20 protein-coding genes, 2 pseudogenes and 1 riboswitch are annotated in these 26,739 nt (G+C 68.6%); of the genes and pseudogenes, 10 read left to right on the top strand and 12 right to left on the bottom strand.

From position 1 onward, the window contains the following. The first annotated feature begins 122 nt into the window (after positions 1–122). The 6 genes from K6K41_RS22480 (at position 123) to K6K41_RS22455 (ending at position 4,393) form a co-directional block, all read left to right on the top strand. On the top strand, positions 123–497 hold the full coding sequence (locus tag K6K41_RS22480) for a hypothetical protein (RefSeq protein ID WP_261402356.1): 375 nt from the start codon (positions 123–125) through the stop codon (positions 495–497). A gap of 5 nt (positions 498–502) precedes the next feature. Next, a complete protein-coding gene (locus K6K41_RS22475) occupies positions 503–883 on the top strand; it encodes a hypothetical protein (RefSeq protein ID WP_261402355.1) in 381 nt (126 codons plus the stop codon). Between the two features lie 221 nt (positions 884–1,104). Beyond that, a complete protein-coding gene (gene purE, locus K6K41_RS22470; RefSeq protein ID WP_261402354.1) occupies positions 1,105–1,614 on the top strand; it encodes a 5-(carboxyamino)imidazole ribonucleotide mutase in 510 nt (169 codons plus the stop codon). Positions 1,615–1,618: 4 nt separating this feature from the next. After that, positions 1,619–2,701: a 5-(carboxyamino)imidazole ribonucleotide synthase gene (locus K6K41_RS22465; RefSeq protein WP_261402353.1), complete on the top strand. Its 1,083-nt coding sequence runs from the start codon at positions 1,619–1,621 to the stop codon at positions 2,699–2,701. Positions 2,702–3,114: 413 nt separating this feature from the next. Beyond that, positions 3,115–3,336 carry a 30S ribosomal protein S21 gene (gene rpsU, locus K6K41_RS22460; protein ID WP_128775521.1) on the top strand — a complete coding sequence of 74 codons (222 nt, stop codon included), beginning with the start codon at positions 3,115–3,117 and terminating at the stop codon, positions 3,334–3,336. Between the two features lie 190 nt (positions 3,337–3,526). Beyond that, positions 3,527–4,393, top strand: coding sequence for a tetratricopeptide repeat protein (locus tag K6K41_RS22455; RefSeq protein ID WP_261402352.1), 867 nt, complete (start codon positions 3,527–3,529; stop codon positions 4,391–4,393). On the opposite strand, the gene K6K41_RS22450 is transcribed toward K6K41_RS22455, so the two are convergent. From K6K41_RS22450 to thiC, 3 genes are all read right to left on the bottom strand, one after another. Further along, complete coding sequence (locus tag K6K41_RS22450) at positions 4,378–6,075, bottom strand: hypothetical protein (protein WP_261402351.1); 1,698 nt, start codon at positions 6,073–6,075, stop codon at positions 4,378–4,380. The two genes, K6K41_RS22455 and K6K41_RS22450, sit on opposite strands and share 16 nt — an antisense overlap. 52 nt (positions 6,076–6,127) lie before the next feature. Further along, entirely contained in the window at positions 6,128–6,613 is a 486-nt protein-coding gene (locus K6K41_RS22445) for a hypothetical protein (protein WP_261402350.1), read from the bottom strand. An 86-nt stretch (positions 6,614–6,699) separates the two neighbouring features. Further along, positions 6,700–8,580 carry a phosphomethylpyrimidine synthase ThiC gene (gene thiC / locus K6K41_RS22440; protein WP_261402349.1) on the bottom strand — a complete coding sequence of 627 codons (1,881 nt, stop codon included), beginning with the start codon at positions 8,578–8,580 and terminating at the stop codon, positions 6,700–6,702. A 96-nt stretch (positions 8,581–8,676) separates the two neighbouring features. Beyond that, a riboswitch (TPP riboswitch) is annotated at positions 8,677–8,786 on the bottom strand. Between the two features lie 103 nt (positions 8,787–8,889). Between thiC and K6K41_RS22435 the strand changes: the two genes are divergently transcribed. Continuing rightward, positions 8,890–9,654 carry a bestrophin-like domain gene (locus K6K41_RS22435; protein ID WP_261402348.1) on the top strand — a complete coding sequence of 255 codons (765 nt, stop codon included), beginning with the start codon at positions 8,890–8,892 and terminating at the stop codon, positions 9,652–9,654. A 4-nt stretch (positions 9,655–9,658) separates the two neighbouring features. On the opposite strand, the gene K6K41_RS22430 is transcribed toward K6K41_RS22435, so the two are convergent. Together K6K41_RS22430 and K6K41_RS22425 are read right to left on the bottom strand one after the other, a co-directional pair. Continuing rightward, positions 9,659–10,300 (bottom strand): 2,3-bisphosphoglycerate-dependent phosphoglycerate mutase, encoded by a 642-nt coding sequence (locus K6K41_RS22430; RefSeq protein ID WP_261402347.1) that lies wholly within the window; start codon positions 10,298–10,300, stop codon positions 9,659–9,661. A gap of 121 nt (positions 10,301–10,421) precedes the next feature. Then, positions 10,422–10,715, bottom strand: coding sequence for an aa3-type cytochrome c oxidase subunit IV (locus K6K41_RS22425; protein ID WP_261402346.1), 294 nt, complete (start codon positions 10,713–10,715; stop codon positions 10,422–10,424). A 413-nt stretch (positions 10,716–11,128) separates the two neighbouring features. Between K6K41_RS22425 and K6K41_RS22420 the strand changes: the two genes are divergently transcribed. Beyond that, positions 11,129–12,112 carry a catalase family peroxidase gene (locus tag K6K41_RS22420; RefSeq protein WP_261402345.1) on the top strand — a complete coding sequence of 328 codons (984 nt, stop codon included), beginning with the start codon at positions 11,129–11,131 and terminating at the stop codon, positions 12,110–12,112. 35 nt (positions 12,113–12,147) lie between these two features. Here K6K41_RS22420 and K6K41_RS22415 read toward each other — a convergent pair whose 3' ends face one another. Then, positions 12,148–13,533 carry an ABC1 kinase family protein gene (locus K6K41_RS22415; protein WP_261402344.1) on the bottom strand — a complete coding sequence of 462 codons (1,386 nt, stop codon included), beginning with the start codon at positions 13,531–13,533 and terminating at the stop codon, positions 12,148–12,150. A 92-nt stretch (positions 13,534–13,625) separates the two neighbouring features. On the opposite strand from K6K41_RS22415, the gene K6K41_RS22410 reads away from it, so the two are divergent. Then, positions 13,626–14,300 carry a YoaK family protein gene (locus tag K6K41_RS22410; RefSeq protein WP_261402343.1) on the top strand — a complete coding sequence of 225 codons (675 nt, stop codon included), beginning with the start codon at positions 13,626–13,628 and terminating at the stop codon, positions 14,298–14,300. A gap of 244 nt (positions 14,301–14,544) precedes the next feature. Here K6K41_RS22410 and K6K41_RS22405 read toward each other — a convergent pair. The 5 genes and pseudogenes from K6K41_RS22405 to K6K41_RS22385 form a co-directional block, all read right to left on the bottom strand. Continuing rightward, a pseudogene (locus K6K41_RS22405) lies at positions 14,545–15,608 on the bottom strand (IS110 family RNA-guided transposase). Positions 15,609–15,730: 122 nt separating this feature from the next. Beyond that, complete coding sequence (locus K6K41_RS22400) at positions 15,731–16,018, bottom strand: hypothetical protein (RefSeq protein ID WP_261402342.1); 288 nt, start codon at positions 16,016–16,018, stop codon at positions 15,731–15,733. 85 nt (positions 16,019–16,103) lie between these two features. Then, positions 16,104–24,616: pseudogene (locus K6K41_RS30760) on the bottom strand (glycoside hydrolase family 94 protein). A gap of 158 nt (positions 24,617–24,774) precedes the next feature. Continuing rightward, positions 24,775–24,909, bottom strand: coding sequence for a hypothetical protein (locus K6K41_RS22390; protein ID WP_261402341.1), 135 nt, complete (start codon positions 24,907–24,909; stop codon positions 24,775–24,777). A 216-nt stretch (positions 24,910–25,125) separates the two neighbouring features. Then, complete coding sequence (locus tag K6K41_RS22385) at positions 25,126–25,338, bottom strand: cold-shock protein (RefSeq protein WP_261402340.1); 213 nt, start codon at positions 25,336–25,338, stop codon at positions 25,126–25,128. A 238-nt stretch (positions 25,339–25,576) separates the two neighbouring features. On the opposite strand from K6K41_RS22385, the gene K6K41_RS22380 reads away from it, so the two are divergent. After that, positions 25,577–25,888 carry a hypothetical protein gene (locus K6K41_RS22380; protein WP_261402339.1) on the top strand — a complete coding sequence of 104 codons (312 nt, stop codon included), beginning with the start codon at positions 25,577–25,579 and terminating at the stop codon, positions 25,886–25,888. Here the strand turns inward: K6K41_RS22380 and K6K41_RS22375 are convergent. Then, on the bottom strand, positions 25,807–26,691 hold the full coding sequence (locus tag K6K41_RS22375) for a transglutaminase family protein (RefSeq protein WP_261402338.1): 885 nt from the start codon (positions 26,689–26,691) through the stop codon (positions 25,807–25,809). The two genes, K6K41_RS22380 and K6K41_RS22375, sit on opposite strands and share 82 nt — an antisense overlap. Positions 26,692–26,739: the final 48 nt, after the last annotated feature.

The raw sequence follows: 26,739 nt of genomic DNA, 5'->3' as shown, positions 1-26,739 counted from the left end.
CCTCCTGCGTCGCGTCGGAAAGCAATCAGCGGCAAAATCGAGCTTGCGTCGACTGCATATTAATGACTATCTAACCAAATACTACTTAAGGTATTCATGGAGGCGAAATGCCGTCGAGCAGATTGTCGTCGATCGCGCTTGCCGCTTCGATCGCGCTCGTAGTCTCCCTGCCCGCCTCGGCCCGCCCCGGCGAAGGAACCGGCACGGCTGAATTTTGGGGCCATTTCTCGAGCGCCGGAAAGCAGATCGGGGGAACGTCCGGAATCGTTTCGTCCGTGAGAAAGGAAAAGGGCGTGTTCGAGATCGAGTTCTACCGGCAGATCGACAAATGCGGGTGGTTTGGCTCGATCCACGGCCGCTCGGCAGGATCGGTCGGCGTAGAACTCGGCAAGTCGACTCCGCCGTCCGATCCGCGTGTGCTCGAAGTCCGCACTTTCGACGCGAAAGGCGCGCTCGCCAAACGTGACTTCAGCCTTCTCGTGAAGTGCCAGGATTGATCGACATGACGACCTTCGCGAAGAGAAGCTTGGTCGCCGCGCTGGTCGTCGTTTCGACGGCCGCCGGCTTCACGCAGGCGATGGCCCAGTTCGGCGTCGCCACGATGTCGGCGCGCGTTTTCAAGGACGGCCAACTCGACGGCGGAGAAGGGGTGGTCGCAACGCGAAGGGAGGGGCCCGGCCTCTACTTCGTCATTTTCGGCCGCAGCATCTACGACTGCACATTTTCCGCGACCCAGGGCAGCAGGTTCGGAGCGCCTGACGAGCCCGGATCGATATCGGTCTACAATGGCGGCGAGGTCGACTCCATCTTAGTCAGGACCTACAACCTGAGCGGCCAGCTCTCGGATCGCCCCTTCAACGTGCTGGTCTATTGCGGGCGGTGACGCAGATCTCCGCTGCGCCGACGGCTTAGCCCGGCGACCAAAGTCGGACAAAGCCGTCGACCGCCAGAGGCGCCCCTGTTCTTTCGGCGGGCCTCGAAGGCGGATCGCCGTTCTGCGCGACGGCGAAAAGGTCGGCGCGTCCGGACGGCGCGCTTGCCTCGCGCGTCTGCGGCGCCTATCGTCCGCCGCCTCAAAAACCCTCTCTTTCCGGAGCATGACCAATGGCCGCGGAGGCCCGCGCCGAACAGACGCCCGTCGCCATCGTGATGGGCAGCCAGTCCGACTGGGCGACGATGCGCCATGCGGCCGAGACGCTCGCCGCGCTCGGCGTCGGCCATGAGGCGCGCATCGTCTCGGCGCATCGCACGCCCGACCGGCTGGTCGCCTTCGCCAAGAGCGCCAAGGCCGACGGCTTCAAGGTGGTGATCGCAGGCGCGGGCGGCGCCGCGCATCTGCCGGGCATGGTGGCGGCCATGACGCCGCTGCCGGTGTTTGGCGTGCCCGTTCAATCCCATACGCTGTCGGGCCTCGACAGCCTGCTGTCGATCGTCCAGATGCCCGGCGGCGTTCCGGTCGGCACGCTTGCGATCGGCAAGGCCGGCGCGATCAACGCCGCGCTGATCGCGGCCTCGGTGCTCGCGCTCTCCGATGAGCCGCTGGCTGAGCGGCTCGACGCATGGCGCGCGACGCAGACCGGCGGCGTCGCCGAGACGCCGGTTTCGGAGGGCTAAGGTCATGGCGGTCGCCCTTCCCCTCACCCCCGGCTGCCGCATCGGGGTTCTCGGCGGCGGCCAGCTCGGCCGCATGATCGCGCTCGCCGCGGCCCCGCTTGGCCTCAAGACCCACGTGTTCGCGCCCGACCCCAACTCGCCCGCCTTCGACGTCGCGGCCGAGCGCACGGTCGCGGCGTACGACGACGAGGCCGCGCTCGCGCTGTTCGCCGACTCGGTCGATGTCGTCACTTACGAGTTCGAGAACGTGCCGGCCGAGACCGCGAAGCTCGTCGCGGCCCACAAGGCGCTGTTCCCGAACGAACGGGCGCTTGCGACCACGCAGGACCGGCTCGTCGAAAAGACCTTCCTGCGCGACCTCGGCCTGCCGACGCCGAACTTCGCCGCCGTCGACGACCGCGCCTCGATGGCGGCCGCGCTCGGGGCCGTGGGGCGTCCCGCGGTGCTGAAGACGCGGCGCTTCGGCTATGACGGCAAGGGCCAGGTGCTGGTGCGCGAGGGTCTCGGCATCGACCAGGCGGTCGCCATGATGGGCGGCCAGCCGGCGATCCTCGAAGCCTTCGTTCCGTTCCGCGCCGAGGTCTCGGTGATCGCGGCGCGCGGGCGCGGCGGCGACTTCGCGGCCTACGACATCGTCGAGAACCGCCACGAGAACCACATCCTGCGCTCGAGCCACGTGCCCGCGGCGATCAAGCCCGAGACCGCCGCCTCCGCCATTGCGATCGCGAAGAAGATCGTGGAGGCGCTCGACTATGTGGGCGTCATCGGCGTCGAGCTGTTCCTCGTCGACGGACCGGCGGGCGAGCGCGTGGTGGTGAACGAGATCGCCCCGCGGGTGCACAATTCCGGGCACTGGACCATCGAGGGCGCGGCTACGAGCCAGTTCGAGCAGCATGTCCGCGCGATCGCCGGCTGGCCGCTCGGCTCGACCCGCACGCGCGGCGAGGTGGTGATGACGAACCTGCTCGGCGCCGAGGCCAATCGCTGGCGCGAGCTGCTCGCCGAGCCCGGCGCCGCCCTGCACCTCTACGGCAAGGGCGAGCCGGCGCCGGGCCGCAAGATGGGGCACGTCACGCGGGTGAAGTGACGGCTCTTCTCCCTCCCTCGCAGGCAAGTCGGATGTTTCCGACTTGCCCACTCTGAATGGCCGACTCCGCAACGGCGGAGTTGGCTCGGGAGGGCGGCGCGCCGCGAAGCGGCGTGGCGGGAGGGATGGCCTCCGGTCTAGGGCGCCGGTAGATGACGGCCGCGGCAGCCCGATTTGTCCAGCCCTCTCCTGAACCGCGCCCCAGCCTGCCCTCCCCTGTCCCAGGGACGGGAGAACGCCCAACCTTTGGGCCTCAACACTGTCCTGGAAGACGTCCTCCCGCATGGACAAGCGCCCCGCCCTTTGCTAGACACGACTCAACGATGACGCCGCGCGCGATCCGCGTGGACGTCGTCTTTTTGTTTTTTTGACGCGGTGAAGGCCGCGATATCGAAACCAGACTGAGGCGACACGTGCAGGTTCTCGTCCGCGACAACAATGTCGATCAGGCCCTGAAGGCCCTCAAGAAGAAGATGCAGCGCGAAGGCATCTTCCGTGAAATGAAGCTCCGCGGCCACTACGAGAAGCCCTCCGAGAAGCGCGCCCGCGAGAAGGCCGAGGCCGTCCGCCGCGCCCGCAAGCTCGCCCGCAAGCGCGCCCAGCGCGAAGGCCTGCTGCCGCAGAAGAAGAAGTGAGTCGGCCGCCGCGGGCTTCCGCGGCGCGACGAGCTTTGGAAAAAAAGCGCCCGTTCGGCGACGCCGACGGGCGTTTTGGCGTTTCAGGCGCAGGAGCGGCCCGCTTTGCCGCGGGCTAACGCAATGTCGCCGCAATCCGCCTGTGTCTGTGGCGGATTCCAAACCGCACAGCGAACAGGTGAGTGAGGCCATGATCGGTCGTCCCGGCTCCGTCCGCCTCCGGAACGCAAGCCTGCTGCTCGCGGCCTCGCTCGCGCTCGCCGGCTGCGAGACCATGGGCGGCGGCGGTTCGGCCCGCGACGTCGACCCCGACGTCTACGCGGCCCGCTCGACCGACCTCAATTCGCTCTCCCAGGTGGTCGCCAGCAACCCGAACGACCCGCAGGCGCTCAACATGCGCGGCTCGGCCTATGCGCGGCTCGGCCAGTACGACAACGCGATCGGCGACTTCAACCGCGCGCTCCAGATCGACGGCAACTTCGCCAAGGCCTACGCCAACCGTGCGCTGGCCTATCGCTCCAAGGGCGACACCGGGCAAGCCCTCGCCGACTACAACCGCGCCATCGACGCCGAACCGAGCTATTCGGCCGCCTATGTGGGCCGCGGCAACATCTACCGCTCGACGGGGCGCACCGACATGGCGCTCGCCGACTTCGAGAAGGCGGTGCAGCTCGACCCGAACAACGCGCAGGCCTGGCACAATCGCGGCCTCGTGCACCAGGCGCAGGGCCGGCAGGAAGAAGCGATCGACGACTTCACCAAGGCGACCGCGATCTCGGTGACGCAGGCCGAGCCCTATATCGGGCGCGGCATGAGCTATCTCGCGCTCGCCGACTACGCGGCCGCGATCGACGACTTCAACACCGCCCGCACGCTCGCGCCGAAGAACATCGACGCGTGGCTCGGCCGAGCGACCGCCTTCGAGAAGCGCAACGAGCTCGGCAACGCGCGAGCGTCCTACGCGCAGGCGCTGAACCTCAATCCAAGCGACAAGCGCGCGCTCGAAGGCTTCAGCCGCGTCGGCGGCCAGCGCGGCACGAGCTACACCCGAAACTGACGGCGCGACGCCGTCAGTCCACCACGGTCAGGTTCAGCGCATAGTCGTCGAAGCCGGGATCGTAGAGCAGCTTCCACGCCATCTTGCGGCCGGAGGCCGCGACGAGCCGCGCCAGCGCCGCGCGCGCCGGTTCGTCGGCCGCGCCGAAACCGACTTTCAGGCGCGACAGCAGGCCGGTCGGAACCGTGCCGATAAGCACCCGTCGTCCCTCGGCCGCCGCCACCGCCTCGCGCAGATCGCCGAGCAGCTCCATGCCCGTGCGGGGCTTCGCCTTCAGGCTGATCCTTCGGTCGAGCGCGGGCGTGAGGGCGCATCGCGCCCGAGGCGTCGACGGCGGCCCGCGGCGCGACCCGGATCATGCCGTCCTCGATGACGTCGAAGGCGGCGACCGGCCGGCCCGCCTCGTAGCGGACGACGGCCGCCCGCAAGGCGGCCGCGGCCTGGTCGGGCGAGGACGGCATCGGCGTCGTCAGCACGTCGCCCCGGGGCGCCAAGAACGCGTCGCCCTCCGCAGCCTCGACCATCGAGGCCATCGCGCGCCGGTCGCGGAAGGGCGCGTCCTCGTAGGAGATCGCGCGTCCCGAGACGCGCTCGATCTCCATCGCGGCGGCCGCGACCGGCCGGGGATCGTCGATCACGGCCATGGCCCCGGGCCCGGCGGGCGGCAGGTCCGGGAACCGGATCTTGCTGCAGGCGAGCCGCGCCTTCTTCGCGACTACCTTGTACTCGCGCGTCTTCGACAGCCCGGCGCGGAGCGACGTCATCGTCCGGTTATCGAACGAGCCTCCGAGCACGTTCATCTTCCCGTAGTTCTCCCAGTCGGGATGGGTGTCGACGACCATGAACTGCATCTGCTGGCGGAATCTCGTCCCGCAAGGGGCCCGCCGCTTCTCGCGATAATAGTCGATCGCGTCCGTGTTCCAGCCGACGCCGTCCGGTCCCCACTCGCCCGTGTCTTCGTCGACGGTCCACTCGCCGCCGCTGATCTCGTAGAACGGCAGGATCGTGGACCCGGCGCACCAGCACGTGTCGTTGGTCTTCTTCTCCGGCCTCGGACTGGTCTCCTTGACGCTCGTGCCCGACCATTTGAGGTCTTTGTCAGCGGCGGCCGCGAGCTTCTGCTGCCACAGTCCGAGGCCGTCCTCGAACCAGCGGGTGAACTCGCTGGCCTCGCTGGTGGGCTTCACGAGCTTGACCTTCAACTCGAAAGTCTCGGTGACCGGCGAAATCTGCGGCGGGACGTACATCGCCGCGATCCGGTCGCGCAGATAAAGGTTCGAATGCAGGATCCACGTGTAGCAGAGCGAGGCGAAGTTGTAGGTGCGGCCGGCGCAGGCGCCGCTCGCGAGCGGGCGGTTCTGGAGGACGCCGGTCGACATCATTCCGCAGCCGGCGCCGAGATCGCACGGCTGCTTGTCGATCGGCAGCCACTCTCCGGCTCCGTGCGGCTTGCAGGTCTTCGGATCGTACTCCGTATGCGCGGCGACGAAGGTCTCGACGTAGCGCTTGATGGAGCCGCTGGCGGGCCGCCCCGGGGTCTGGCTGGCGCATGCGGCCTTGGCCGCGGCGACCTCGCCGGGCGAGAGGTCCGGCTCCCCGATCGCCGCGTCTTGAGCGGACGCGGCGCGGGGCGCGCACGCCAGGAGCATCGTGGCGAACGCCACCGCAATGAGCCTGAACATGCCGCCTCCCGCCATGGCCAGGGACGCTAGCAAAGCGTCGGGCGGCGCAACACTACGGGCGACTACGGATGTCCGACCCGCCGCGCCCGGCCGGCTGTCCGGATTCGTCCGCAAATGTCGGGGGAGCGCCCGAGATCACCTCGACGCAGACGTCCATGCCCGCGATCAGGTAATGGGTGAGGCTTTCGCCGACGCCCAGCGACTGCGCCGTCACCCCTGCGCCAAGCTGAGCGAGAAACGGGCTCTCGCGGATGCTGTAGAGCGTGCCGACTGCGACGTTCTCCTCGCTGCGGCGGCCCCAATAGTCGAGCAGCTCGCCGTCGTCCAGCACCCTGAAGACCGTGGGATTCTCGAACCAGACGGTCGTTTCCCGATGGTCTTCGAGCGTCACCCGCAACCGCCAGTCGGTCGCGTGCCCGTAGGCGACGTCCACGACCGTCCACAGGCGCGAATTGGGACGCGGCGCGCCGAGCGTCCGGTCCAGAAGCGTGAAGCCCCGGGCGAAGGCTGCGCGCTCCCCTGATGCGGATCCCGTCATGCCGCGGATATGGGACAGAAGGATCCGTCGCGACAGGCGGAAACGGCCTCCTCCCTCGCGCAGCGCGAGGGAGGAGGCCCGGACCGTCAGCTTTTGGCGTCGACGTAGAGCTTGCCGCCGGTCTCCAGAAACTCCTTCGACTTCGCCTCCATGCCGTCTCGCGCCGCGAGAGTCTCGGCTTCGAGCGCCTTGGCCGCGTTGTCGCCCATCGCGCGGGCTTCTGCGCGAAGCTCCTGCGTGATCTGCATCGAGCAGAACTTCGGCCCGCACATCGAACAGAAATGCGCGACCTTGTGGGCGTCCTTCGGCAGCGTCTCGTCGTGGAAGGCGCGGGCCGTGTCGGGGTCGAGCGAGAGGTTGAACTGGTCCTCCCAGCGGAAGTCGAAGCGCGCCTTGGAGAGCGCGTCGTCCCGCACCTTCGCGGCCGGGTGCCCCTTGGCGAGGTCGGCCGCGTGGGCCGCGATCCGGTAGGTGATGACGCCGGTCTTGACGTCGTCGCGGTTGGGCAGCCCCAGATGCTCCTTCGGCGTCACGTAGCAGAGCATCGCGGTGCCGAACCAGCCGATCATCGCGGCGCCGATGCCGGAGGTGATGTGGTCGTAGCCCGGCGCGATGTCGGTCGTGAGCGGCCCGAGCGTGTAGAACGGGGCCTCGCCGCATTCGCGCAGCTGCTTGTCCATGTTCTCCTTGATCTTGTGCATCGGCACGTGGCCGGGGCCCTCGATCATCACCTGGCAGCCTTTGTCCCAGGCGATCTTGGTGAGCTCGCCCAGCGTCTCGAGCTCGGCGAACTGCGCCGCGTCGTTGGCGTCGGCGATGGAGCCCGGGCGCAGGCCGTCGCCGAGCGAGAACGAGACGTCATAGGCGCGGCAGATGTCGCAGATCTCGTCGAAGCGTTCGTAGAGGAAGCTCTCGCGATGCCCCGCGAGGCACCAGCGCGCCATGATGGAGCCGCCGCGGCTGACGATGCCCGTCATGCGGTTCGCGGTCAGCGGCACGTGGCGCAGGCGGACGCCCGCGTGGATGGTGAAGTAGTCGACGCCCTGCTCGGCCTGTTCGATGAGGGTATCTTTAAAGACCTCCCAATCGAGCTTGAGCGGGTCGCCGTCGACCTTTTCGAGCGCCTGGTAGATCGGCACGGTGCCGATCGGCACCGGCGAGTTGCGGATGATCCACGAGCGGATGTTGTGGATGTTGCGGCCCGTCGACAGGTCCATGACCGTGTCCGCGCCCCAGCGGGTCGCCCAGACCAGTTTCTCGACCTCTTCGGCCGCGCCCGAGGTCACGGCCGAATTGCCGATATTGGCGTTGACCTTGACCAGGAAGTTCCGGCCGATCGCCATCGGCTCGAGTTCCGGGTGGTTGACGTTGGCCGGGATAATGGCGCGGCCGCGGGCGATCTCGTCGCGCACGAATTCGGGCGTCACGAACTCCGGGACGCTCGCGCCGAAGCTTTCGCCGTCAGCATGGCGGATGTTGGCGCCGTCGAGCGCGGCCTCGCGGGCGAGGTTCTCGCGGTGGGCCACATAGGCCATCTCGGGCGTGATGACGCCCGCCTGGGCGAACTCGTATTGGGTGACCATCTGGCCGGGCCGCGCGCGGCGGATCTCGCGGATCGCCGGGCACGCCGCCACCAGCTTGTCGGCGCCGACATTGCCGTTGTCCTCGGGCTTGACCGCCCGGCCGGGAATGGTTTCGAGGCCGAGCTTGGCGATCCACGGCTCGCGGACGAGCGGCAGCCCCTTCTTCAGGTCGATGGGCGCGTCGGTCTCGGTGTAGGGGCCGGACGGATCGTAGACGCGGACCGGCGGTTCGTTGGCGTCGGTCAGCCGGATTTCGCGGAAGGGCACGCGCATCTCGGGATGCGAAGCCGGCGCGGCGTAGACCTTTCGCGAGCCCTCGATCGGGCCTGTGGTGACGCTGTCGGGCGCGGCGCGCGCGTCTTTCGGCGGAACATGGACGTTCATTGCGGGATCTCCTCCTCGAATGCTTCTCGTTTCGGAGATCCGGGGGAGTTCGACGCAAAGTCTGGGGCGAATGGTCGATCGGCCGTGATGGCCTCGCCGCTCGCAGGTTCCCGTCCCTTCGCCGGCATGACCCGGATCAGGTTCTAAGGGATCGGCGTGTCGCCATCTCAGCCCCGCATCGCAGCGGGACGCCCCTCGGACCGAGACGGAGGTTAGGAGGGTTCAAAGCGGTTGTCGATACGTCAACCAGCAGGCGCCTATGGTCCGGCGCGGCCGCGGGGACGGCCGACTCATCCGGAGATGCGGGCCGTGGCTCCCCTTCTGATCGCGTTTGCGACCTTCCTCTGCCTGACGGGCGCGTCGTTCGGCTGCATGCTGGTCTATTCGCGGCTGCCCGAGCGGCTGCAGCGCGACGACACCCACAACGTCATCAAGCTGGTGGCCACCATCTTCGTCACCATGACGTCGATGGCGATCGGCCTGCTGATCAATTCGTCGAAGACGACCTTCGACGCCATCGACCACAACGTCCATTCCTTCGCGACCGAGATCATCATCCTCGACCGCTCGCTGCGCGCGCATGGCCCCGACACCGCCGAGGCCCGCGCCAAGCTCGCAAGCTATGTCGAGCGCGCGGTCGCGGGCACATGGCCCAGGGACGCCGTCGGCCGCGACGTGACGGTCGAGGACGAGGCCGCCGAAGCCCAGCTCGACGAGGTCGGCGCGGCTATGCGCAAGATCGAGGCGGACGAGCCCGAGGACCTCCAGCTCAAGGCCGAGTGGCGCCAACGCTTCCAGAAGATCACCGAGCTGCGCTGGACGCTGATCCAGCACTGGGAAGGCACCATGCCGCCGCAGCTCATCGTGGTGCTGGTGGGGTGGGTGTCGCTGATCTTCGCGAGCTTCGCGTATCGCGCGCCCCCAAACGTCGTGGTGGCCGTGTGGATGACCGCCGGCGCGGCGCTGATCTCGGCGGCGCTCTACCTCATCCTCGACATGGACGCGCCGTTCTCCGGCTGGATCCGCGTCTCGCCGGCTGCGCTCGAAACCGCGCTCGAGCATATGAGGCGGTGAAGGCTCAGGCCCTGAACGGCCGCAGCTCGGTCTTCACAAGCCGTTCGCCGTCCTCGGCGAGCGTGTAGGCGAGGCGTTCGGCGGTGCCGATGTTCACCTCCTCGATCGCCTGCGGATCCACGCCGTCGAGCCGCATCAGCATCGAGCGCAGCGCGTTGCCGTGGCCGACCACCAGCACGCGGCCCCCGCCCCTCACCGCCGGCGCGATCTCGCGCTCGTAGAACGGCCAGACCCGCGCGGCGGTCATGGCGAGGCTTTCGCCGCCCTCCGGCACGGCGTCGTAGGATTTGCGCCAGATCCGCACCTGCTCTGCGCCGAAGCGGGCGCGCGCCTGGGTCTTGTTGAGACCGGCGAGCGCGCCGTAGTCGCGCTCGTTGAGGGCTGCGTCCTCGCGCACGGCGAGATCGGCCTGGCCGAGCTCCTCGAGCGCGAGCGCCATGGTCTGGCGGGCGCGGGTCAGGACGCTCGTGAAGGCGTGGGTGAAGCTCAGGCCGAGCTCGCGCAACGCCCGGCCCGCCGCGCGCGCCTCCTCGACGCCGCGCGGGGTCAGGGACGGGTCGCGCAGGCCGGAGAACAGGTCGCGCTCGTTGTCCTGGCTCTGACCGTGGCGGACGAGGACGAGGAGACGCTGCGGCTCGGCTGTCATGCGGGCGAACTCGAAACTCTGCGCGGGCCGGCGGCCCGAGATGAAAAAGGCCGGACCTCGCGGTCCGGCCTTTCGAAACGTCGATCGGCGCGGCGCCCGTGACGGCGCCGCGCCGGTCAGGTCACTTGATCAGGAGCCAGAGGCCGACCACGGCCACGCCCGCGACGACGGTGGGAAGGATCGTGCCCTTCTCGCTGAGGCCGCCGATCACGCCGGTGACGAGCGCCGCGACGACGCCGAGACCGCACAGGCCCCAGTGGCCGGTGACGCCGCCGATGCCGAGCGAGATCACGATCAGGATGACGGCCGCGGTGGCGACCTTCGAGAGCTTCATGACGAGCGAGTAGGTGCCTTCGTGCTCGGCGTAGTCATTGCCGGTCGCGGTGGCGTATTCGGTCGGAGCGTGCTCGGCCATGCAGGCTTTCCTCGGCGTTCTTGTTGCTTGCTTCAAATCGCGTTTAGCCGAAACGGCGGGCGTGGGCAATCGGCCAAACGCCGCGGATTCGGACGGAAAATCAGCTGATCGGGCGACGGTCCAGGACACATGGTCCAGCGTCGCGCCCGAGCGCCGCGGCGGCTTATCCGACGCTCAGGCGATGACAACAGCGTGAACCGCCTGGGCCGGACCGGAAAGGCCGCAAGCGGCCGGTCGCGCGCCAATCCATTGCGCGATCGACGACTTTGACGCCGGCGTCAGTTTCCGACCGCCTGTCGTCGCTCGTACGGCTCCGCGGACCGCGGCCAAGCTCCAGTTGAAAACGGTTCTAAACGCGCAGAGCGTGGGCGACAGGCGTGGCCATCAGGGTCCGGCCTCCGGGAGATCCCCCCATGACGCCGTCCTTTCGCCTCGCGCTTGCGCTCGCAGGCCCCCTCGCCCTCGCCGCTCCCGCCCTCGCGCAGGCGCCTGACGTCAACGCCATCGTCAACGCGCAGGAAGCGGTGGCGGGCAAGCACAAAGCGCGCATCAGCGGCGCCAAGGGCCAGTGCGTGGCCGGAACCTTCAAGCCGTCCGCCGACGGCAAGGCCATGTCGAAGTCGGCGATGTTCGCCAAGGCCGAACTGCCGGTCGTCGCCCGGTTCTCGATGGGCGGCGGCAATCCCGCCATCCCGGACTTCACCAAGGGCGTCACGCGCGGCTTCGCGCTCCGCATCGATCCGGAGGGGGACGCCTCGGAATTCGTGTTCATCTCGGCTCCGGTGTTCGGGGCCAAGAACCCGGACCAGATGCTGGCCGGCTTCAAGGCGCGCGCGCCCGGGCCGGACGGCAAGCCCGACCAGGAGAAGATCAAGGCCTTCACGGCTGCGAACCCCGAAGCCGCCAACCAGTCGAAATGGCTCGCCGGAAAGCCGATCCCTGCGAGCTGGGCCACGGTTCCCTATTGGGGCGCGCACGCCTTCACGCTCACGGACGCCTCGGGCAAGGCGACCGTCGCGAAGCTGAAATTCACGCCCAAGGCCGAGGCCCCCGGACTCACGGACGACGAGGCCAAGGCCAAGGGCAAGGATTTCTATGTCGCCGAGCTGACCGAGCGGCTCGCCAAGGGCCCGGTCGTGTTCGACCTCGTGGCGATCCCGACGAAGGACGGCGACCCGATGAACGACGTCACCGCGATGTGGCCCGACGAGGAGAGCCGCCCCGCCACGACGCTTGGAACCGTCGAGATCGCCAAAATCGAGCAGGCCTCGGCCTGCGACGGACAGACGTTCGACCCGACGATCCTGGCCGAAGGCGTCGAGGGGCCGAAGGACGACCCGATGTTCGCCATCCGCTCCCCGGCCTACGCGATCTCGGTGGTGCGGCGGGCGCAGTGACGCCAGGCGAGTTCGCCCAACCGTCCCGTCCCTGATCAGGGACGGGACGGAGACGGATCGTCGCCGCCGAGACCGACCGCCTCGAGCGCCGCCCGCTGGCGCGCCGCCACGCCCTCGACCGAGAAGCCCGCCATCGCGTCGCGGAACAGCTGCGAGAAGTTCAGCTCGGCGGCGAGATGCAGGAAGACGCCGCCGAGCCCGATCGCCGCGCGGTCCATGAAGACGAACTCGCGCGGCACGGTGATCGGACCCTTCTTCTTCAGCTCCTGCGCGACCTGGAACGCTTGCTTTCGCCCATACTCGCCGGGCGAGACGCCGTCCGCGATCGTGCGCACGCGGTCGTCGAGCAGCGGGCCGTAGATGAAGCGCGCCCAGATGTTCAGCACGTCGATCAGCTCGCGCTTGAGGCCCTTGAAGCCCCAGGTCTCGTAGGCGTGGACGACCCGCGCGTCGTCCCCGTCGCGCAGCCCCTCATAGAGATCCACGACCCCGCCGACGAAGCTCGCCGGAAACACGCGGATGCAGCCATAGTCCAGCAGGTTGATGCCCTGCGGCTCTCCGTCTTCGAGATAAGCCGCGTAGTTGCCGAGATGCGGGTCGCCATGGATCACGCCATGAGTCGAGAACGGCCGCCACCACGCTTTGAACATCGCCACGGCGAGGCGGTTGCGGATCTCGAGAGAGGCCTCCTTGAACTCGAGCAGCTTGCGGCCTTCGAGCCAGTCGAGCGTCAGCAGGCGTCCGGTCGAGAGCGCGCGATGGACGCCCGGCACCCGCACCTCGGGCGTGTCGGCGAGGATGCGGGCGTAGAGCGCGGCGTGCTTGGCCTCGCGACGATAGTCCAGCTCCTCGCGGATGCGCGCGCCGATCTCCTGAACGATCTGGCTCGTGTCGATCGACTTGTCGAACCGCCCCCTCAGGTCGAACAGCAGGCGGAGCTGGCCGAGATCGGCCTCCACCGCCGAGGCCATGTCGGGATATTGCAGCTTCACCGCGAGCGCCTGTCCGTCGACCGTCGTCGCGCGGTGAACCTGCCCGAGCGAGGCGGCGGCGGCGGGCTCCTTCTCGAACGACCCGAATTTTTCCAGCCAGTCCGGACCGAGCTCCGCCGCCATCCGGCGGCGCACGAAACCATAGCCCATGGGCGGGGCGTCGGACTGGAGCTGGGAGAGTTCGGCGGCGTATTCGGGCGGCAGCGCGTCGGGGATGGTGGCGAGCAGCTGCGCCACCTTCATGATCGGGCCCTTCAGCCCCCCGAGCGCCGCGCGAAGATCGGCCGCGCGCTGGTCGCGTCCTTCGGCGCGGCCGCGGAACTGCGCGGTGGCGATCCGCGCCGCGACGCCTCCGACATTGGCCCCGACCCGGGCGTAGCGGCCCATGCGGGCCGTAAGACGGTTTCGTTCGATGTCGCGCTCGCTCATGGTCGGCATACGTCGTGCGCAAGCGTCTGGTTGACCAGAGCGGCAGGACGCTGCAGGCCTTTCGTCACGCGCACGTTCCGGAGAGGCCCTCGATGCGGCTCGCGCTCCTTGCTCTGCTCGCCCTGAACGCCGGCTATGTGGACGCCGCCGGCTTCCTCGCGCTGCATGGGCTGTTCACCACCCACGTCACCGGCAACTTCGTGACGCTTGGCGCCTCCTTCGCGTTCGGCACGACCGGCGTGCTGGCCAAGCTTCTGGCGCTGCCGACCTTCTGCGTCGTGATCCTGCTCGCCCGCACCCTCGGCCTCGCGATCGACCGTAAGGGCTGGCCGGCGCTCAGGCTGATGTTCCTGCTGCAGGCGGCGCTGCTCGGCGTCGGGGCCTGGCTGTTCCTGAAGCTCGGCCCCTTCCCGGACGGCGACGCCGCGCCCGCGGTCGCGACCGGCCTCGTGATCGTCGCCGCCATGGCGATCCAGAACGCGCTCCACCGCACCCGGCTGACGGCGCTGCCGCCCTCGACGGTGCTGACCGGCTCCACCACCCAGATGATGATCGACATCGCCGACTTCACCCGCGGCCTGCCGGCGGACAAGCGCGCCCCGACGCGCAAGCGCATCGGCCTGACGGCGACGTCGATCGGGGCCTTCGCCGTGGGGTGCGGCGCGGCGGCCTTCGCCTACACCTACATCCACGAATACTGCTTCGCGGCGGCGCCGGTGGTGGCGCTCGTCGCCTTCGCGACGACCTGGGCGAAAGACCAAGTCTGACCCGAATGTGTGGACCGGCTGCTGTTCGCAACTGAGGCGTGCTGGTGCGGAAGTCGCTGATATGTATCCGGCCTGTTTGATCGGCTCGCGGGCCGTGGCCTTGATGGGAATACGCACGCGCATTTGGGTCTCATTAGCGGACAGGTCGCCAAGCGCACCGGACAGGTCGGGTCATCAGACTCCGAGCGCGTTGATCGATCCGTTCCATGCAGTTCTCGGTCGCGAACTTAACGAGGCTACGGCTTCAGATCGCCGTAGCCTCAACAGGGTGAGCGTCGAACGCCCTGTCATGACGTAGAACGCTCCAGGCGATGCGGGCGAGCTTGTTGGCCAGCGCCGTCGCCAGCTTGTTGCGGTGAAGGCGCGTCGCCGCTTCCTTCAGCCACGATCCGAAGCTGAACCGCTCCCAGTTCTGCGGCCGCATGAGGATGACGTTCGCAGCCTGGATGAACAGCGTTCTCAGATAGCGGCTGCCGCGTTTCGAGATGCGCCCGAGGATCGACCTCCCGCCAGTGCTGTACTGCCGCGGCACAAGGCCGAGCCAGGCGCCGAAATCGCGTCCGCGTTCGAAGGCTTCGCCCGTTCCGATCGCGGCGACCACGCCGGTGGAGATGAGCGGCCCGACACCCGGCACGCTCATCAACCGACGGCAGTTCTCTTCGGTCTGGCTGATCTGCTCGATCTCACGGGTGATGGTCTCGATGCGTTCGTCCAACCAGAGCCAGTCCTCATAAAGCCCAACGATCAGGTCGTGCATGCGCGGCGAGATCTCGCTCTCCCTGTTCCTCAAGATCTCGAACAGCGAGTTGCGCAGCGAGCGCGAACCTGTCCTGACCGCGATGCCCTGTTCGATCAGGAAGCGCGGATCTGGTTGATGGTCGCGGTGCGGCGGGACACCAGCCGCGAGCGCACTCGATGACAGGATTGGAGATCGAGCTGATCCTGCGTCTTCTCCCGAACCAGGTTTAGGTTCGGCCGCAATGCCGCCTCAGCAATCGCCTCTGCGTCGTTGTAGTCATTCTTCTGGCCCTTCACGAAGGGCTTCACGTAGATCGCCGGAATGATCCGAGGCTCATGGCCGAGCTCACGCAGCGTCCGGCTGACAAAGTGCGCGCTCAGACAGGCCTCCATTCCGACGATGCAGGGCGGAAGCGCCCTGAACGTCTCGACGAGGGCAAGCCGTCGGATCTTCTTCCGGAACGCGATCTTCCCGTCGGGGCCAAAACCCACGACGTGAAAGACGTCCTTGCCGATATCGATTCCGACGGATGTCAGCGCGGGCGTTGTGGTTTCGCGGGTCGTTTGCATGGGCTGCTTCTCCAGGTCTTCGCGGGCAACAGCCTTGAAGGCTAACCCGCCGAGGGAAGCAGCCGGTCCATCCCATTAGCGGACGTAGCGTGGGCCGCATATTGGCCAGCTGAAGCGACGCGTCAGCGATTGCCGCTCTTCGAAGAGCCGGCGCGAGCGCCCGCCGCTTTCATTTTGCGTCCAGCGCGGACCATTGGGGCGTCGACGGGACCGAATAGAGGCCGTCGGCGCTTGGTCGTTTTGGCCCCGGACAGAGCCGCCGCGAGCAGCGCCCGCGCCGCCTCTTCGCGCGACATCGGGTCGAGGTGAGCCGCGATCCAGCCGTCGAGCTTGGCGAGAAGCTCGGAATCAGCCGGTATCGTGAGGGTGGCGACGCTGGAGGTCGCCGGGAACTCGGTGTTCTGGGTCATTGAGATAGCCTATCAGCGCCGCACGTCGGAATAGCGGCGGATTGGAACGAGGCCGCGCCGAAACGTCGGCTCAGAGGTGGGACGGTCAAGCTTCGCCCCTAGCCAAGGTGATCGTCAGCTCATGCGCGCGCGCGTCTAGCGGGATCCGCGCGCCTTCTGCGGTCGGATCGAGAGGGCTGCCGTCGAGCGTATGCCGCGGGGCATCGTCATCGCCAGCCGCACGCCGCCCGACCCGGATCCGGCAGACCGTATCCTCGACCGTAAGCGTCGCCTCGAAGCCTGGCCATGACGGCGGGATCACGGGCGCGACGCGCAGTTGCGCGCCTTCGCGGGTGACGCCCAGAATGCCTTCCAGTCCCGCGCGATACATCCAGGCGGCGGATCCCGTGTACCAGGTCCAGCCGCCGCGTCCGACATGGGGGGAGACCGAATAGACGTCGGCCGCCACCACATAGGGCTCGACCTTGTAGCGCTCAGCCGCGGCGCCATCGAGCGCGTGGTTGATCGGGTTCAGCATGGCGAACAGGTCGTGCGCCTTCTTCCCGTCGCCGAGCCTTGCGAAAGCCAGGATCGACCACATCGCGGCGTGCGAATACTGCCCGCCGTTCTCGCGCAGGCCCGCCGGATAGCCTTTGATGTAGCCGGGATCGTGCGGGGTCGAGACGAAGGGCGGCGAGAACAGGACCGCGATTCCATCGTCGCGCCGGATCAGGCGCTCGTCGACCGAGGCCATGGCGCGGGCGGCGCGCTCCGGGTTTGCGGCGCCGGACAGCACCGCCCAGGACTGCGCGATCTGGTCGATGCGGCACTCGTCGCTGTCTTTTGAGCCGAGCCACGTCCCGTCGTCGAAGGTCGCGCGGCGATACCATGCGCCGTCCCAGGCCTCGCGCTCGATCGCCGCGCGAACGCTTTCGGCATGCGCCCGCCAGCGCGAGGCGCGGCCGGGATAGCGCGCATCGGCGAGCGGCGCGAACAGCGAGACGGTGCGGATAAACAGCCAGCCGAGCCAGACGCTTTCGCCCTGGCCGCCCTCGCCGACGCGGTTCATGCCGTCGTTCCAGTCGCCCGCGCCCATCAGCGGCAGACCGTGCGGGCCGGTGAGTTCCACGCACTGGTCGAGCCCGCGGGCGCAGTGCTCGAACAGAGAGGCGCGCTCGGCCGACACCATCGGCTGGAAGAAGGCGTCGTGCTCGCCGGGCTTCAGCAACGGGCCGTCGAGGAAGCCGGTCTCCTCGTCGAGAACCGCGGCGTCGCCTGAGGTCGAGACGTAGGTCGCGCTGGCATATGCGAGCCACACCCGGTCGTCGGAGATGCGCGTGCGCACGCCCTGGCCGGAATGCGGCAGCCACCAATGCTGGACATCGCCTTCAGGGAACTGGCGGCTCGCGGCGCGCAGCAGATGGGAGCGGGTCTCGGCGGGGTCGATCAGCGACAGCGCCATGCCGTCCTGCATCTGGTCGCGGAACCCGTAGGCGCCGCTCGCCTGGTAAAAGCCCGAGCGCGCCCAGATGCGGCAGCCGAGCGCCTGATAGAGCAGCCAGCCGTTGAGCATGATGTCCATCGCCCGGTCGGGCGTACGGACCTGAACGGCGCCGAGGCGCGTCTTCCAGCCGTCCGAGACCTCCTCCAGCATGGCGTCGATGTCAGCCTCGCGGGTCCGCAGCACGAGCGCGCGGGCCTCGTCCTCGGAGCGGCACTGGCCCAGGAGCCAGACGATCTCGACGCTTTCGCCGACGCCGAGCGACACCTTCGTCGCGAGCGCTGCGCACGGATCGAGGCCCGCGCCCGCCGCGCCCGACAGCGGCGCGTCCTGGAACAGAGCGGCCGGCGCTTCCGGGCCGCCGTTGCGGCCGAGGAATTCGGCGCGGTCGGCCGTCCAACTGGTTTGGCGGCCGAGGAGATCGGCGAACGCCACGCGGCCGGGGAAGGCCGAGCCACGGGTTGCGGGCGAACAGCGCGCCGGTGTCGGCGTCCATCCCCGTCACGACGAACGGCGCGGAGGCGCCGCGCGCGGTCCCCAAAACCCATTCGGCGAAGGCCGTGACGGAGAGCTTGCGGGGGCGGCCCGATGTGTTGCGCAGCGTCAGCCGCGAGATCTTGACCGGGTCGGCAACGGCCACGAACTGCGTCAGCTCCAGCGCGACGCCGTTCGCCTCGTGCTCGAAGCGGCTCGAGCCGAAGCGGTGGCGCGCGACGTAGAGCCCGCCGTCGCAGATCGGCTGTGCGGTGGGGGTCCAGACATCGCCGGTCTCCTCGTCGCGAATGTAGATCGCCTCGCCGGACGGATCCATGACGGGGTCGTTCGACCATGGCGTCAGCTGATTCTCGCGGCTGTTCTCCGACCATGTCGAGCCGGCGCCGCCGGCCGAGACCTGGAAGCCGAAAGCTGGATTGGCGATGACGTTGATCCACGGCGCGGGCGTCGTCGCGCCGCCGTCGAGCGCGACGACATATTCGCGGCCGTCGTCGCCGAAGCCGCCGAGCCCATTGAAGAATTCGAGCCCCGCCGTCGCCGCGGCGCGCTGCGCCTCGGCGCTCTTCGCCTTTCGCGTCATGCGCCGCGCAGGCGTCGCGAGGGGCGCGAGCGCGGAGAGGCGCGCCATCTGGGCCGCGATCGGGCCGCGGCGGGCGACGAGCACGACGCGCGCGACCGACAGCAGCAGGTTGCGGGCTTCGGTTGAAAGCAGGTCGGCGCGCAGCGTGTAGACCGCGCCTTGCGCCGGCGCGTCGCCGAGACGCGGCCGCGACTGGCCCGAGCGGACCGCGGTGTCGATCGCGACCTGCAGGTCCTGCAGGTAGGACGAGGCATGCTCGTTGACGATGACGAGATCGACCGAGATCCGCTTCATCCGCAAATATTCGTGGGCGCGCAGAAGCTGGCGGACCTGGTCCATGTCCTCGACGTCGTCGATCCGCAGGAGCACGATGGGCAGGTCGCCGGAAATCGAATACGGCCACAGGCCCGACTGCGGACCCGCGCCGCGGACGATCACGTCGGAGGCCGCCCGGAAGCGCGCGTCCGGATAGAGCAGCGGGGCGGCAAGCCGCTGGAAGTCGGCGGCCTCTTCGGCGGTCACGTCGAGATGGCGAAGCTGCACCTGCGCCTGCGTCCAGGCCAGCGTCTTCGCGCGGTCGAAGGCGTTGCGGTCGTGATGGGCGTCGACGAGGTCGAGGAGGTCTTCGCGAGAGGTCGCGACCACGGTCCAGAACGCGACGCGCACGCGGCCGCCGGCCGGGACCGTCACGCGGCGGCGGATCGAAAACACCGGGTCAAGCACCGTCCCGACGGTGTTCGACAGCGGCCGGGCCGCATTGCCTGCGAAAGCCGCAGGGGGCGCCAGACTGCGCCCGAGGAATTTCGCGCGATCGGTCTCGTATTCCGGAGCGGCGGTCTCGCCGCCCTCGACCACCGCGAAATGCGCCGCGCAAGGCGCGGCCTCGCCGTTTGCGCGCGGGCGGCGAGTGGCGACCAGCGCGCCGAACTCGGGCAGGTGCTCGGTCACGACGAAGAGCTTGGCGAAGGCAGGATGCGCGGCGTCGGCGGCGGGCGGCGCGAGCACGATCTCGGAATAGGACGTCAGCTCGATCTCGAAGGCGGTTCTGCCGGCGTTGGTCAGTGACGCGCCGGACCTCGGCGTCGACCTCGCCCGAGACGATGACCTCCATGGTGGTGGCCAGCGGTCCGTCGCGGCGGATGAAGCTCGCCTGATCCTCGCCGAACACGACCTCCTGGTGGTCCGCCGGCGCGCCGATCGGCTGGGCCGCGGCCGACCAGGTCCGTCCGCTCGCGACGTCGCGCAGCGTGACGAAGGACCCGAGATCGTCGCGGGTGGCGTCGCCGCGCCAGCGGGTGACCGCGAGGTCGCGCCAGCGGCTGTAGCCGGCGCCTTCCGCCGTCAGCATGACGGCGTAGCGGCCGTTCGACAGCACATGGGTGACCGGCCCGCCGCCCGTCGACGGCGTGACGCGCCGCATGACCGAGGCTTCTGTGAGCTCGCCGGCGGACGCCTTGACCTCTTCGGCGCGCGCCCGCAGCACCGCGACGTCGCGCGGCATGCGCTCCTGCATGAGGAGATCGCAGGCCTGGATGATCGGCTCGCGGTGGAAGCGCGCCCGCATCTTTCCGTCCTGCAGGACGTTCGAAAGCGCCACGATGGTCATGCCCTGATGATGGGCCATGAAGTTGCGGACGATGGCGACGCTCTCGCCTTCCGGCAGACGCGAGCGTGTGAAGTCGAGCGCCTCGTAGAAACCCGTAGCGGCCGCGCCCGCCCATATCCGCCATATGCGCGAAATTCGCCAAGGCGCCCTGCGGGTCCACCATGGCGGCGAGCGCGGTCGCGTAAGGAGCGAACACCGCGTTTTCGGCGAGGCCGCGCTTCAGCCCGAGGCCCGGCACGCCGAAGTTGGAATACTGGTAGGTGGATTCGAGGTCGCGGGCGTTGTAGGCGGACTCCGAGACGCCCCATGGAACGCCGAGCGACTTTCCGTAGTCCTGCTGGCGGCGAACCATCAGGCGGTTGGTCTGCTCCAGCAGGCTGCCGGCCGGCGCGCGCATGACGAGCGACGGCATCATATTTCGAACATCGAGCCCGACCAGGAGATCAGCGCCGAGGCGCCGCCGATCGGGTCGCGGTCCGGCCGAGACGGAACCAGTGCCTTGTCGGGCGTCGCCTTTGGCGATGGCGAACAGGCTCGCGAGCCGGGCTTCCGAGGCGAGCAGGTCGTAGCAGCTCGGATCGAGCCGGTTGTCGGGCAGCGAGTAGCCGATCGAGAACAGTTTGCGCTCAGGATCAAGCAGGAACGCGAAGTCCATCGCAAGGGCGGTCGCGCGCGCCTCCGCGCCGATGGCGCGCGCCCGCTCGGCGAGCGCAAAACTGGGGCGTTCGGCTTCGTCGCGCGCGTGCTCCGCGACGCCCTGCGCGAACGCCCTGATCCAGAACTGGAAGTCCGAGCCGCCCTCCGACGCGACCGGCGGCAGCACGTCGCGCGCGACCTTGAGGGTCTTTTCGGCCAGCCGCGCGAGCACCGGCGCGAGCGTTGCAATCGCGACGCCGCCATTCAGCTGGCCGTCGATCTCGTCGAGGATCGCTGTGATCTGGCGGGCATGATCGTCTTCGCGCGACACGAGCACGGCCAGCGCGCTTCGGGCGAGCGCCAGATTGTCGCCGAGCCCCTGCCTTATGGGCGGCGCCACAGGCTCAGCGGCCCATTCCTCGCAGGCGTTGGCGAGCGCTATGAGGTGGCCCGCAAGATTGCCGCTGTCGACGGTCGACACATAGGCCGGGATGAGGGGCTCGCCGCTTTCCGTGCCGTACCAGTTTTAGAAAATGCCCGCGATGGCGCTGCAACTTTCGAAGCGACGCGAAGGTCGCCTCCAGCCGTTCGACGGTCTCGGCCGTTCCGGCCCAGCCGAAGTCGCGCGCCGCGACCGCCGACAGCAGGTAGAGCCCGATATTGGTCGGCGAGGTGCGCCGCGCGATGACCGGTCGAGGGTCTTCCTGAAAGTTGTCCGGCGGCAGCATGGTGTCGGCCGGCGTCACGAAGGTCTCGAAAGAACCGCCACGTCCTGCGGGCGATCAGGCGCAGCTCGTGCGCGTCGGCGGGAGAGACGGCGAGATCGGACGCCGCGCTCGGCGAGCGGCTCGCCCAAAGCGCGATCGCAGGCGCAAGGCCCCATGCGATGGCGAATGGGACGATCAACGCCCAAGCCGCGGGAGCGATCGCCAGAGAGAGAGCAGCAAGCCCGAGCCCGAGGCCCGTGCCTCCCGCCATCATGCTGTAGAAGCCGCCGAGCGTCAGCCGCGGCGACGCGCTCGACTGGGCGGCGGTCGTCCATTCGAGCAGCCGGCGCCGGGTCCGGAACACCCGGTCGAGCGTGCGCGCGATGGCGTCGATCCCTCGCCATGCCTGGTCGGGCAGGAAGGCGAGCGACAAAACGATCTGCGTCGCGGCGAGCCTGAGATCGCCGAGCAGCGCGCGGTTGTGCGCCCCAAGATGGATTCCCGAGCGCCGCGGCACCACGCAGAAGAACAGGTGCAGCGCGCCCGGAATGGCGATGGCGAGAACCGTGAACAGCACGCCCAATGCGGCGGCAGGAGCCGGCGCCAGCCAACTGGCCGCAAGCGTCGCCATCGCGGCGGGCGCGACGAGGGAGCGACGGAGGTTGTCGAGCATCTTGCCGCGCCCGACGGCAGGCAGGCCGGCGCGGCCCTGTCCTACGCCGAGCACCCAAGGCAGCAACTGCCAATCGCCGCGCGTCCAGCGGTGCTGGCGGCGCGCCGCCACGTCGTAGCGGGACGGGAAATCCTCGATGACCTCGACGTCGGAGGCCAGACCCGCTCGCGCGAATATCCCCTCGAACAGGTCGTGGCTCAACATGGCGTTGTCGGGCGTCCGACCGGCGAGCGCGGCCTCGAAGGCGTCGACGTCGTAAATACCCTTGCCGGTGTACGAGCCCTCGCCGAACAAGTCCTGATAGACGTCCGAGACCGCGGCGGCGTACGGATCGACGCCGCCCGGCGCCGAGAACGCCCGCTGGTAGGCCGAACCCTCCCGGCCGATGGGCAGGGAGGGCGTCACCCGCGGCTGGAGGATTCCATATCCGCCGACCACGCGCCGCCCGGCCGCGTCGAAACTCGGCCAGTTCAGCGGATGGGCCATCTTGCCGATGAGCCGGCTCGCCGCGTCGCGCGGCAGGCGCGTGTCGGCGTCGAGCGTGATGACGTAGCGGACGCCCTCGGGGACCCGCGGCGAAAGTCCGTCGAGCGACGTGAACGTCGTGTCGGTCGCGCCGCGCAGCAGCCGATTCAGCTCGTGCAGCTTGCCGCGCTTGCGCTCCCATCCCATCCACACGCCATCGACGGCGTTGAACACGCGGCGGCGATGCAGCAGCAGGAAGCGGTCGCCGCTCGGGCCGGGGCCGTGCGTCGCGTTCAGGCGCGCGATCGACCCCTGCGCCATGGCGAGAAGCGCGGAGTCGCCGTCGAGCGTCTCGCGGTCGGCGTCGACGCCGTCGATCACCAGCGCGACGAGATATCACCGCCGGCGCCGGCGAGATGATGCACTTCGAGCCGCGCGATCTGCTCGGCGAGATCGGCCTCGCCGGTGAGCAGCGTCGGCATCGCGACGAGCGTCCTGAGCTCCGACGGCACGCCTGTCGATAGGTCGAGCCCCGGAAGCGCGTTGGCGCCGAAGCTCCAGCCGATCACGCGGTTGACGAGCGCTGTGGCGACTTCGGTGGCCGGGATGACGCCGAGCAGCGCGATCATCCACGGCCAGACCGATCCGCCGCCCGCCGCGGTCAGCGCGCAGACGACGCCGCCGAGGAGCGCGGCCGTGAGCGCCAGGATCGCCCCGACGTAACCGCCGATGCCGAGTCTGATGCTAAGCCGGTTGAACCACAGCCGCGGCGACGGGCGGAACCCGATCGCGCGTTCGAGCGCGGGCCGGCCTTCGGCGATCAGATGATAACCCGGATCGCGGACGCGCTCCGCCCCGGCCGCAGACGCAGCCGTACCGGGCCGCGACGCCGCGAGCGCCGCATCGGCGACCTCGAGTTCGCTTGCCGACGAACCGCGGGCAAGCTGCTCGACCGCGCTGCGGTAGAGGTTGCGGGTGGGGAAATCCATCGCCGCGAAGTCGCTGGCGTCCCGAAGCCTCTCGTCCACGAGGCTGACGCTTTCGAACAGCTCCGCCCAGTCGATGTCCGAGATCAGGCGCATGCTGGTGATGACGTTGCGGATCGTGACGTTCGAGGCGCCCTGTCGCATCTGCGCGTGCCGAACGGACTCCTCGAGGGAGCCTTGCAGCGCCAAGCGCTGCTCGAGCCATTCGAGCGCAGGGTTGGTGCGTGGGTCCTGGTCGCGCAGACGCTTGGCGAGCTGCGCTGCGAACAGTTCGGAGACCGGACCTTCGGGTCGCGTGGCGATGTCGGCGTCGAGCGCGGACCGCGCTCCGCCCGATGCGAGAAGCCGGTTGGCGAGCGCCTCGGCGTCGGCGCGGGCCGCGCGCGCTACGCTGATCTGGTCGGCGAGCCGTCGCAGGTTTTCGATCAGCACGATGCGGATCGTGATCGCCACCGCCCAGAGCTCGCCGATCGTCAGCGGCTGGACCCTCTGATAGGCCGCGACGAACCGTTTCAGGATCTCCGGATCGAAATGGCTGTCGGTGTGGGCGACATAGGCCCATGCGATGCCGAACACGCGCGGGTAGCCCTTGAACGGACCCGCGGAGAGCTTCGGCAGCTGCCGATAGTATCCCGACGGCAGATCCCTCCCTGATCTCGCGGATCTGGTCTTCGACGAGATGGTAGTTGTCGAGCAGCCATTCGGCCGCCGGCGTCACGCCGCGCCCGCTCTCTAGCTCGGCTGCGCTCGCCTTGTAGGCGGCGAGCAGCGTGATGGCGTTCTCGCCCAGGCGCACGCGAAGCGACCGCACGAAAGGCGGCCGTTCGGCGATGGGCTGGGCGGCCGCGAGCGATTCGGCGTGCTGCTCGAGCCGCTCGGCTCCGAAGAGCTCCTCGCGGACCGGCGAGGCGTCGTCCCACGGGGCCGCCGAGCCTCTGCGAGCCAGGATGTTGCGCGCGATCTCAAGCATGTTCGCCCTTCCAGCCACGACCTGTCGGCAGGGCGATCTGTTTCATGCGCGGGCGAAACGAAGCCGCGCCGAAGCTCAATGATCGAGCGCCTTCAGCGTGAACGGCCGGTGGAACGTCACCGTGGATTCCTGAGTCCGGCGCGACATGTCGGTCGCCGTCAGGATTTCTTGGACTTCGGCGCGCCGGCCGGTGAGGCGCCGATCTTCAGAGCCGTGGTCGGGGCGGGTTCCGCCGCCTTGATCTTCTTCGGCTTCTTGGCTTCCTTGTTGCCGCGCTTCTGTGCCTTGGCCATTCGCCGTACTCCGGTTGGGCCCGTCGGGGCCGAAAGCCAAAAGAAGACCCCGCCGCCTCGAAAGGCGACAGGGTCGAAAGCGCTCTCAAGCGCCTCTTCGGATCTGATGCTGCAGCGCTGCCGCCAGCGAGGTTCGCCAGTACATCCGTGGTCGACCTCGCTCGTCAGGGCGCTTCGCCGCGCCGCCCGGAGCGACCGGTGCGGCCGGCGTTGTGATCAGGTCTGAATTTGCAGCCGGTCGGCCGTCATCTTGCCGCTCTTGCGATCGGAGACGAGCTCGTAAGCCACCTTCTGGCCCTCCTGAAGATCGGAGATGCCGGCGCGCTCCATGGCGCTGATGTGCACGAACGCGTCAGCGCCGCCGTCGTCAGGCGCGATGAAGCCGAAGCCCTTCTGGGCGTTGAACCATTTGACTGTTCCCGAAGACATGGGAGTTCCTTCTCGAAAATAAATGCGCGCGCCCGCGAGGGCGGCGCGGCCTACAGTGCTGTTTGATGAAAATAAAATCTGGCGCACGAAATATTTTTATTTCGGAGCGCCAAATATTACGTCGCTTGAACAACGATACTGAAATGATGTCCGCTTCGTCATTTGCAATGACGCGTCGGTCTTATTTTTCTAGGATCGTGTCCGGGTCGCGATAGTTCGAGGAACGCTTTTGGACGTTATGGTCAAACCGGTTTTCGGCCGGAAGGAATGGCTGCTGACCGATCTGCTCGGCCGCCCGATGGGAATGATCCGCACCACCGACAGCGGACACGTCCATATCGAGCCCGACGGCAAGGCGACCGCGACCATGACCGGCATGCGATGCGGCCCGTTCGCCTCGCTCGACGAGGCGCTGGCGATGATCGAGACCCACACCAGAGGCGTCTGCCGCCGCGAGCCCGGCGAGGCTCAGGCCGCTGCAGGTGAACCCGCCGCGACGGTCGAGACCTCGACGGACATGTCCGAAAACGCGTCCGCGGACCCGAGATAGCTGCCCGAAAGCGGCATGATCTGCCTGATGTCGCGGGCGACCGCGACAGGGATCAGATTGGCGCTTCCGACACTTCGGTTGGTCGGGTCGAAGGTGATCCAGCCTGCGCCCGGCACATAAACCTCCGCCCAGGCGTGGGTCGAGCCAAGCCCGTTCGAGCCGACCAGCCCCTCGCCCGGATCGTGGAGATAACCCGAGACGACCCGCGCTCCGAAGCCGAGGCTGCGCGCGGTCTCGGCGAACAGGGTCGCGAAGTCGCGGCACGAGCCGAGGCGGCGATCGAGCGTCTCGAGCGGCGACTGGACGCCTTCGTCCTCGCGGATCTCATACGCGACCTCGGCCGCCACGCCGGCGTTAACGTCCTTCAGCAGCGACAGCGTATCGGTCGGCTCGCCGTACACGAACCCGCGCGCCCAGCCGCGCAGCCGTCCCGCCGGATCGAGATACTGGTTGAGCGTCAGCGATCCCAGATCGGTCCGCTCGTCGTCGGAATAGGGAAACGGATACTGGATCGCGGACGCCGCGACGTCGAAGACCGGCCAGGCCGGCGCATCGAGCTCGATCTTCGCGACGCTCTCTATCGTCAGGAGATCGGTAGCGTCCGCAAAACTCGCGATCGCCACGGCATTGCCAAACACGTCGTAGCTCCAGGACAGCGAGGCCGCGGGCGTGATCGAGACGTCTATCGACAGCAGCCTGAGTTCGCGGCTCTCGCGCGGGCGAGCCACCATCCTGTGCGGATTGAGCCGCACAGGGCTGCGGTAGCGATACGTGGTCCGGTGCCGGATCGTGATCTCGTCCAAGGGGTCTCCTGGCTGCCGCGCCGAAGCGGTGCGATTTGAGCGCGGCGG

Origin of the sequence: Chenggangzhangella methanolivorans (assembly GCF_019797865.1) — a bacterium.
In the GTDB taxonomy this organism is placed as follows: Bacteria; Pseudomonadota; Alphaproteobacteria; order Rhizobiales; family Methylopilaceae; genus Methylopila; species Methylopila methanolivorans.
The sequence above is the reverse complement of the archived record's forward strand: the minus strand, read 5'-3'. Positions and strand labels throughout refer to the sequence as shown.